The 9532-nt window shown below is 65.9% G+C and carries 3 protein-coding genes; all 3 read right to left on the bottom strand.

Annotated features, from left to right (window positions below):
• Nucleotides 1–52 precede the first annotated feature (52 nt).
• Genes recD through recC form a run of 3 tightly spaced genes read right to left on the bottom strand, consistent with a single transcriptional unit; the run spans nucleotide 53 to nucleotide 9281 of the window.
• Complete coding sequence (gene recD / locus MJ643_RS11135) at nucleotides 53–2128, bottom strand: exodeoxyribonuclease V subunit alpha (protein ID WP_013974250.1); 2076 nt, start codon at nucleotides 2126–2128, stop codon at nucleotides 53–55.
• A complete protein-coding gene (gene recB, locus MJ643_RS11140) occupies nucleotides 2125–5802 on the bottom strand; it encodes an exodeoxyribonuclease V subunit beta (RefSeq protein WP_013974251.1) in 3678 nt (1225 codons plus the stop codon). Before recB ends, recD begins: the two co-directional genes overlap by 4 nt.
• Complete coding sequence (gene recC, locus MJ643_RS11145) at nucleotides 5799–9281, bottom strand: exodeoxyribonuclease V subunit gamma (protein ID WP_023662317.1); 3483 nt, start codon at nucleotides 9279–9281, stop codon at nucleotides 5799–5801. The genes recB and recC overlap by 4 nt, the downstream gene beginning before the upstream one ends.
• Nucleotides 9282–9532: the final 251 nt, after the last annotated feature.

Below are 9532 nucleotides of genomic sequence, written 5' to 3' on the forward strand. Positions count from 1 at the left end.
GCACGGGCTGCGCCCGCTCCCACAAGGGATCTCCTATTGGCTCACTACAGGGTCAGACCTGCTCCAGCATCAATCCGGAAATACGCCGTACCTTGCGCGCGACCGCTTCTTCGAAAATACCCTGGCGAGGCTCGACCAGGCTGAAGCAATGCTTGGCGCGGGTGATGCCGGTGTATACCAGTTCCTTGGTCAGCACCGGGTTGAGCGCATCCGGCAGCACCAGCGCGGTGTGGCTGAACTCCGAGCCCTGGGACTTGTGCACGGTCATGGCGAATACCGTTTCCACTTCGTTCAGCCGGCTGGGCAGGACGAAGCGCACGCCCCCACTGCCGTCGTTACGCGGGAAGGCCACGCGCAGTAAGGGTTCGCCGCGCTCGTCCGGCAGGCGCAGGGCGATGCCGATGTCACCGTTCATCAGGCCCAGGCCGTAGTCATTGCGGGTGACCAGCACCGGGCGCCCTTCGTACCAGGGCTGCTGGCTGTCGATCAGCCCGGCATTGTGCAGTACCCGCGCCACCCGCTCGTTGAGGCCTTCGACACCCCAGGCGCCGCGGCGTACCGCACACAGCAGCTGGAAGTCTTCGAAGCTGTGCAGCACCTTGCCCGCCCATTGCTCCCAGGCGGGGTCGTCAACGGCGGTATCGAGTGCCGGGCGGAAGCGGCCAAGGGTGCGCAGATAGCTGCGATAACCCTGCGGGCCGTCGCTGCCGCGGTTCAGCCCGTCGAGCAGCAGGCGGTCGAAGGCGCGGTCCTGTTCGTGCTTCAGGGCCAGGCTATGCACATCGGGCGGCGGCGTGGCCAACAGGTTGCGGGCCGCGTGGGAGTCCTGGCGATTGACCAGCCGGGCCAGTTGGCCAATGCCGCTGCCTTCGCCAAAACGCCGCGAGAAGCGCAGCATCACCACCTGCTGGGCCAACGGGTTGCGTTGCTCATCGCCGGCCTTGAGGCCGCTGCCCGCCAGCGACTCGCCACCGATCTGCTCCAGCCATGCCTCGGTCGCCGACGAGTAACAGCCCTCCTCGGCATCCCGGCACAGGTCACCCAGTACCGCACCGGCTTCGACCGAGGCCAGCTGGTCCTTGTCGCCCAGCAGTACCAGACGTGCCCGTGGCGGCAGGGCATCGAGCAGGTTGGCCATCATTTCCAGGTCGATCATCGACGCTTCGTCGACCACCAGCACGTCCAACGGCAGCGGGTTGCCGGCATGGTGGCGGAAGTGCCGCGAACCGGGGCGGCTGCCGAGCAGGCGGTGCACGGTGCTGACCTCGGTGGGGATCTGCCCGCGCACCTCGGCGCTGACCTGCAGGCGCTCGACCTGCTGGCCAATGGATTCGGTCAGGCGCGCGGCCGCCTTGCCGGTCGGCGCGGCCAGGCGAATGCGCAATGGCCTGCCCTGCTCCACCGCCGGCGCCTGCAGCAAGGCCAAAAGGCGTACCACGGTGGTTGTCTTGCCCGTGCCGGGGCCGCCGGTGATGATGCTGAAGCCTGCGCGGGTGGCAAGGGCGCAGGCGAGCTTCTGCCAGTCCACCTGGCCAGCCGGCGTACCGCCGTCAAACAGCTGCGCCAGGCGGCCACGCAAGTCGGCCGGGGGCGCTTCGGACTGGGTCAGGCGCTGGCGAAGTGTATGGTCGATGCGCCGCTCGTAACTCCAGTAACGGCGCAAGTACAGGCGCTCTCCGCTGAGCACCAGAGGCCGCGCTTGCTGCCCCGAAGTATCGCCGGCGGCCACTAGCGGACTGGCGGCAATGCGCTGGCGCCAGGCGTGCAGGTCGAGGTCGGCGAGCAACTGCGAAGGCAGCAGCAAGGGGCCGGTCAAGGCGTCGCCTTCAGGCGGCAAGGACAGGGCGAAATCGGGCTCGGCCAGGGTCTGCTGCAGGTCGAGGCAGACATGGCCGTGGCCCAGTTGGTGGCTGGCCAGGGCGGCGGCCAGCAACAGCAGTGGGTCACTACCGGGGGCTAGCTCCTCCAGGAATGATACGAACGCTCGGTCCAGGGCACGCAGCCAGCCGCGCTCTACCCAGCGGTCGAGCAGTTGCAGCAGGTCACCGCTGTCATGCTGTGGCGCCAATGCAAGCAGGTGCTCGGCGTGCAGCGGGGTGGGCAACAGGTCGACTAGGCTTCGGCTCATATCACGGCTCCGGCAAACAGGTCCTGCTGTACGGGCGGATGCTCACCACGGAACAGCGCATCGAGGCTTTCGATCAGCTCACGCGGTGGCTTGGCGTGGTAAACGCCGTGGCCGCTGCTGCTGGCACCTCGCAGGAAGATGAACAGGGCGCCGCCAACATGGCGGTCGTAGTCGTAGTCAGGCAGGCGGGCGCGCAACTGGCGATGCAGGGCCAGCAGGTACAGCACGTACTGCAGGTCGTAGCGATGTTCGAGGATGGACTTTTCCATGGCCTGGGCATCGTAGGCCTGAATGTCCGGCCCCAGCCAGTTGGACTTGTAGTCGGTCACGTAGTAACGCCCGTCCAGCTCGAAGGCCAGGTCGATGAAACCTTTGAACATGCCATTGAGCACAGTCGGCTGCGCCGCCGGGCGTGCCAGGCCGGGGTGGGTGTGGCGTGCCACCAGGCGGTCGAGTTGTTCGGCATCGACCTGGTGGCTGGCGAACCAGAACTCCATTTCGATCTGGTAGTGGCGCAGCTGCCCGAGCGTTACACCGAGGTGGTTGCCCGGCAACGGCAGCGCTTCGCCCAGCAGGCGCTGCAGCCAGTGCGTCAGGGTGGGAATCCAGCCGGTCCAGTCGCGACGGTTGCAGCGCTGGCCAACGGTTCGCTCGATCAGCCGTGCATTGCCGCTGACCTGGCTGAAACCCTCGCGGCCAACCCATTCCAGCAAGCCATGCAGGAAGGTGCCGGGGTTGGGCCCGCGCGGGAAGCGGTGAATATCGCCACTGTCGGCCGGGACCTCGCGCAGCATCTGGGTATCGACCACTTCATCATCCAGTAACTGCTGGGCCTGGGAGCTGTCGGCACCGAGGGTCTGGTCGCCGACGCGCAGGGCACTGTACGAGGCAATCCACCAATGCTCGGCGCCCACCGCGCGGCGCGGCTTGCGGGCAGGTAGCAGCTCATGCTCGGCGTGCGGCATGCGATACACCTGCTCATCTGCCGGCGGCAGGCTCGGGCAAGAGATGTGCGGGCAGGTCTTGGCCAAGGCCTGCAACCAGTCCGTCAGTTGTTGCGAGCCCGGCAGGGCGAGGCCGCCACCCAGCAGGTAGCCGAACGCCGAGCGGTGCAGTTGCGAGCTCTTCTGGTTGCCCCGCTTGAGGTCGGCGACACCCAGCCAGCAGGCATGCTGGGCACGGGTCAGGGCCACGTAGAGCAGGCGCAGGTCTTCGGCCAGGCGCTCGTCGTCGGCGCGGTCGATCTGTTCCTGGTCTGGTGTGAGGGTGAGATGGGCGTTGCCCTGGCTATCATGCCAGGCCAGCGGCAGGCGGGTGCCGTCCACTGGTTTGTTGGTGCAGATGAACGGCATGTAGACCAAGGGGTATTCCAGGCCCTTGGATTTGTGGATGGTCACCACTTTCACCAACTGCTCGTCACTCTCCAGGCGCAGGATCTGCTCTTCACCAGCCTGGCCGGAACTGGCCAGGTGCTCGGCCAGGTGGCGGATCAGCGCCTGTTCGCCGTCCAGTTCGCCGGCGGCCTGTTGCAGCAGCTCGGCCAGGTGCAGCAGGTTGGTCAGCACCCGCTCGCCATCGCTGCGGCGGATCAGCGTGCGCGGCAGCTGGAAGTCATGCAGCAGGTGCCGCAGCATCGGCAACACGCCCTGACGCTGCCAGGTGTCGCGGTAACGGCGAAAACGCATGACCCAGTCTTCCCAGACCCGCTCGTCCTGGTTCAGGCGGTCCAGCGCAGCCAGCGACAGATCGAGGGTAAGGCTGGCCAGGGCGGCCTTGAGCAGGCGCTCCGAGTCGGGTTCGGCACAGGCCTTTAGCCAGGCCAACAGGTCGTGGGCTTCCTGGGCGGCGAATACCGAGTCCTTGTCGGACAGGTACACACTACGCACCTCGCGCGCGGCAAGCTCGGCGCGGACCATCTGCGCCTCATGGCCATCGCGCACCAGGATGGCGATGTCCGATGGCAGGCACGGGCGTAGTTCGCCCTCGGCATTCTGGAAACCAGCCGTGCCTTGCTGGCCGCCATTGAGCAAGGCGACGATATGGCTGGCGCAACTGGCTGCCAGCTGCTGCCGGTAAACGCTGCCGGAGACCGGCTCTTCGCTTTCCAGATGCCAGCATTGCAGGGCTGCGCAGGCTTCACCGTCGATCAACAGCTGTTCGCTACGGCCTTTGGCGCGGACCTCGATGAACGGCAGCGGGTTGTCATCAGCCTCGCGGAACAGGAATGCGCCACGCCCTGCCTCACGCGCCTCGGCCTGCAGGAACACCTGGTTGACCGCCGCGACCATGGCCTTGCTGGAGCGGTAGTTGGTGTCCAGGCTGTGCAGGCGACCACTGGTGGCACGGCGGGCAGCAAGGTAGGTGTAGATGTCGGCGCCACGGAAGGCATAGATCGCCTGCTTGGGGTCGCCGATCATGAACAGGCCGGTTTCGGCGCGGTTTTCGCTGATCTGGTAGATGCGCTCGAAGATGCCGTACTGCACCGGGTCGGTGTCCTGGAACTCGTCGATCAACGCCACCGGGAACTGTTCGCGGATCAGGCTGGCCAAGCGATCGCCAGCCTCGCTGGCCAGGGCGTGCTGCAGGCGCAGGAGCATGTCGTCGAAGCCCATTTCCGCGCGCCGACGCTTCTCCACTTCGAAGCGTGCCGCTACCCAGTTGGCGGCATGCTCGAGCAATGGGGCATCCGGGCTGTCCAGGGCCTGTAACTGTTGCTGCAAACTCTGCATGGCGTTGAGGGCCGGGTGCTCGGGTGGCTCGCCCTTCCAGGCTTCGGCCATGCCCGCTGGGGTCAGGCGGGTAAAGCCGGTGCCCAGGTCAAGTTCCACCAGTTGTTCGTTTGCGGCCCAGGCGCAGAGTTTGTCGAACCAGGGCTCGAAGTAACGGGCCTGCATCTTGCGGCCATCGACCTGTTTGGCGGCCAGTGCATCACGGCAGATCTGGCGCAACTCCTCGGCCCATTGCGCCCAAGGCGCCTTGAGCCGGGCCAACTGCTCGCCACGTTGCTGCAGCGATGCCTGGATCAGTGCCGCCGGCTCGGGCCCATCGTGCTGGACGCGCACGCGACCGAACAGCGGGCGGATCCGCGGCAGCAAGGCGTCGGGGCTGCCCCAGTGGCCACGCACCCAGGCCAGCGCGTCGCCTTGCATGCCGTAGCAGAAGCGCCGCCAGTAGTCGCGCATGACCTGACCCAGCAGTTCGCTGTGGTCTGTTTCCAGGGTCTGGGTGAACAGGCTGCCGCTGTCGAAGGCATGTTCGCGCAGCATGCGCTGGCACCAGCCATGGATGGTCGATACCGCTGCCTCGTCCATCCACTGCACGGCGATTTCCAGGCGCCCGGCACAGCGTGGCCAGGTTTCTTCCGGGTAATCGTCACGCAGCTGATGCAGCAGCGGGTCGGCCGCCTCCAGCTCGCCACGGAAGAACCGCGCAGCTTCGGCCAGGCGGGCGCGGATACGTTCGCGCAGCTCTTTGGTGGCGGCGTCGGTGAAGGTCACCACGAGGATCTGCGGTGGTAGCAGCTCGCGGTTGAAGCCCTGCTCGCCACCGTGACCGAGGATCAGACGCAGGTACAGCGCCGAAATGGTGAAGGTCTTGCCCGTGCCGGCGCTTGCCTCGATCAGCTGGCTGCCGTGCAGGGGGAAACTCAGTGCCAGGGGACGGTCCTGGGTCATGCGCCTTTCTCCGGGTTGCCCAGGGTCTGCCACGGGGCGTTGAACAATGGGCGGTACAAGGCTTCGCACCAGCCTTCGAAGGTTTCATCAGCGGTGAGTGCGGCAAAGTCGCGGAACTGCCGGGCCAGGGCGATGCTTTCACTGCGCTCGCCGAAGCTGGTGCGCTCATCGCCTTCGTAGGCGCGGGCGGCAGCAGCCAGAGCTTTGTCGCTATCGTCCTGGGCCAGCCAGGCGAACGCGGTCTTGGCCGCGACCGGCAACGGCGCATTCATCGCCGCCTGACGGGCTACCAGCAGGTCGCCCAGCAATTGCGCCGCCTGCGCTTGCGGCAGTGGCTCAAGCAGTAGGGTCAAGTCGCTGGCCACCAGCGCGCTGTTATACGGGTAGCCCGCCGCGCAGGCCGCCAGGTGCGTGACCCAGGGCGCGATCAGTCGGTGCCACTTGAGGGCGTTACGCCCGGCACTGATAGTGTTGGGTACGGTGGTGATGCTGAGCAGGCTCTGGTCATCTGCCTGGAATACCCGCCCAAGCCACCCTTCGAGGCGGTGCGGGCCGTGCTCGAAATGCACTGGCAATGCCCCCTCGACCAGCTGCGGCCAGCGTTGCAATAGCTGGCGGTGGCGTTGCAGCAGGCCTGGAAGGGGCTCGATCAGCTCGCGCTGCAGCAGTTCGCCGAAGCCGGCCAGTGGCAGCACGCCACAGGCCTGCAAGCGCCGTGCTTGTGCCTGCAGGGCCTGTTCGGCATTGTCCGGCTCGGCCAGCGCTGCACCCAACAGGCTTTCACTGGCGCCGTATCGTTGCAGGATATCGAGGACGAAGGGTTCCTCGTCCGGGGTCGGTGCTTCCAGCGCTTCGAAGTACACCTTCAGACGCTGGCTGAAGAAATGCCGCACCGGGTGGCGCAGGAAGTCATTCAGCTGGGTCAGGCTCAAGGCCTCCTCGTCATGGTATGGCGGCAGGACGGGGTCAGCCTGCTGGTCCTCCTGGCCCTGCTGGTGCAACACCTGCCATTCGTGGGCAAAGCTGAACAGCGGGCTGCCCTTCTGGAAGTAGCGTGAACTGAACGGTTGCAGCGGGTGCTCCTGGGTCAGTGCGTGCAGCAGTTGCTCGCCCGGTTCTGCCGGCTGCCCCTGCTCCGCGCCTGCCAGCTGCCAGCCGGCTGCAAGGTGATCGCGCAACTGGCCGATGAGCACCGAGGCCGGGCGTTCGCTGTTGTCGCGAATGCTGCGCCCGACCCAGCTGACATACAGCTGGTCGCGGGCCGACAACAATGCTTCGAGCAGCAGGTAGCGGTCATCCTCGCGGCGCGAGCGGTCACCGGGGCGGTAGTCGCTGGCCATCAGGTCGAAGTCCAGCGGCTGCTGAGCGCGGGGGTAATCGCCATCGTTCATGCCCAGCAGGCAGACCACCCGGAACGGGATGGCGCGCATCGGCATGAGGGTACAGAAGTTCACCGAGCCGGCGAGGAAGCGCTGGGACAACTTGCCCTGGTCGAGGCCCGACAGCCAGGCTTCGCGCACCACGGTCAGCGGCAATGGGTCTTGCAGGCCGACGGCCTCGCACACCTCAAGCCAGCTATCACGCAAATCCTGCAACTGCATCAGCAGGAACTCGTCGCGCTCGCCCTCGGCCAGGAAAAACACTTGCAGCAAGGCATGCAGGCGTTCCCCCCACTGGCTGACAGTGGCAGGCTCGGACAAGGCCTTGCTGGCTACTTCGAGGGCGTCGAGCAAGGCGACCAGCGGGCCGATCAGCGCCGCATCCAGGCCACCGATTTCATCGTAGGGTTCGATGCCGTCACAGGCCTCACCCACGCCGACGGCATAACCCAGCAGCATGCGCCGCAGGCCGAACCGCCAGCTGTTCTGTTCCAGCCCAGCGGGCAAGCCCAGGCTGGCCCGCTGCTCGGCATTGAGGCCCCAGCGGATGCCGGCCCCCTCGATCCAGCGGTGCAGCGTGGGCAGGTCGTTTTCGCGTATGCCGAAACGGGCGCGGACTGCCGGCACATCCAGCAGGTCGAGCACTTCGCTGACCGCGAAGCGGCTGTCCGGCAGCTTGAGCAGGTGTTCGAGGGCAATCAGCAAGGGTTCGCGGCCACGTTGGCCCTGGTCGGTCAGGGTGAACGGGATGTAGCGCGGATCGTTGCGCTGCAACTGGCCGAATACGGCGCGAATATGCGGCGCGTAGGTATCGATGGCCGGCAGCATGACGATCACGTCACGTGGGCGCAGGGTTGGGTCTGCGCTGAACCGGGCCAGTAACTGATCGTGAAGGATCTCCACTTCGCGTTGCGGGCTATGGGCGATGTGGAAGCGGATCGAGCGGTCCTTCGCTGGGTCGACTGGATGCCACTGCTCACGAGTTTCGGCGAGCGGACGCAGTTCAAGGATGTCGTCCTGCAACTGGTTGAGCAGCGTGGTGGGCGAGCCCTCACTGAATAGGTCGATGCGACCGTCGCTGAACACGCCCTGGTAACTGCTGGGGTCATCGTAGCTGTCGAGCAGGTTGATGTAATCGCGGCCTTGTTTGCCCCAGGCGGCCAGCAAAGGGTGGGCATGCTGGTGCAGCGACTGGTCGTCCAGTTGCAAGGGCATGCCCTGCTTGCGCTGCTGGCGCTTGTACTGGTGGCGCAGCAGGTCCTTGTCGGCAACGATATCGGCCCAGTGGTGGCGGCAGGGGTTGTGCACGCACAGTAGCACCTGGCTGAAGCGTGCCAGGCCGGCCAGTGCCTCGAGGGCCTGGGCTGGCAGCGATGAGATACCGAATACGATCACCCGGGCCGGCAGACCGGCAGGTGCCTGCTCCAGGCTATTGATCCGTTCGATGAAGCGTTGATGTACGCCGGCACGGCTCTGCGCCATGCCCTGCTCACCAACATCCTCCAGCAATGCACGCCACAACTCGGCCTGCCAGCGGTTGCCCGGGGGCAGCGCCTTGCGTTCAGCGCGGGCGGTGTTGAGGACGTGCTCGCCAGCGGCCCAATCCTTGAGCCAGTCGGCGCGGTAGACCTGATACTGGTCGAACAGGTCGGCCAGGCGCTCGGCGAGCTGATAGCGCTTGCGCAGGTCGCTGTCGTCGGTGAGGAAGCGTCGCAGCGGTTCGAAGTGAGGACGTTCGATCAAAGCCGGGAGCAGACGCATCAGACGCCAGGTCAGCGGTGCCTTGTCGAGCAGGGAGACTTCGGGAATTTCGTCACGGCCCAGCACGCTGCGGTAAAGCTGCCACATGAAGCTGCCTGGCAGTTGCACATCGATGGCGGCGGCGATGCCACAGCCGCCCTGGTCATCGTCCTGAGGGTCTTCGGCAAGAGCCAGCTTGAGCCATTGGGCGATGCCATTGCTTTGCACCAAGGCGATTTCGTTTTCCAGAGGTGCCAAGGGATAGCGACGCATCCAGCTCACCACCAAGCTGCGCAGGTCGTCGAGGCGGTTGCCGTGGACGATCATGAAGCCAGGGTGGAGGTGAGTGGTATTGGGCATCGGGAGGTCTCTGGCTGGCGCTGGGGGCTGAGGGGAAACGATATCACGTAGGTACGATACGGAGAGTATGGCGCAGTGCCACTAGCCGATTGACAAGGCATCGGTGGAACCCTGTTAGCGGCCTTGCGCCGTCCCTGTGGGAGCGGCTTTAGCCGCGAAGCAAGCGACGCGGTGGATGGCACCGGCTTTGCCGGCATTCGCGGGTGAACCCGCTCCCACAGGGGCGGCGTATGCTTGGGATTTTTTGCACC

The sequence above is a fragment of the Pseudomonas sp. PNPG3 genome (assembly GCF_023093815.1).
Taxonomy (GTDB): domain Bacteria; phylum Pseudomonadota; class Gammaproteobacteria; order Pseudomonadales; family Pseudomonadaceae; genus Aquipseudomonas; species Aquipseudomonas asiatica.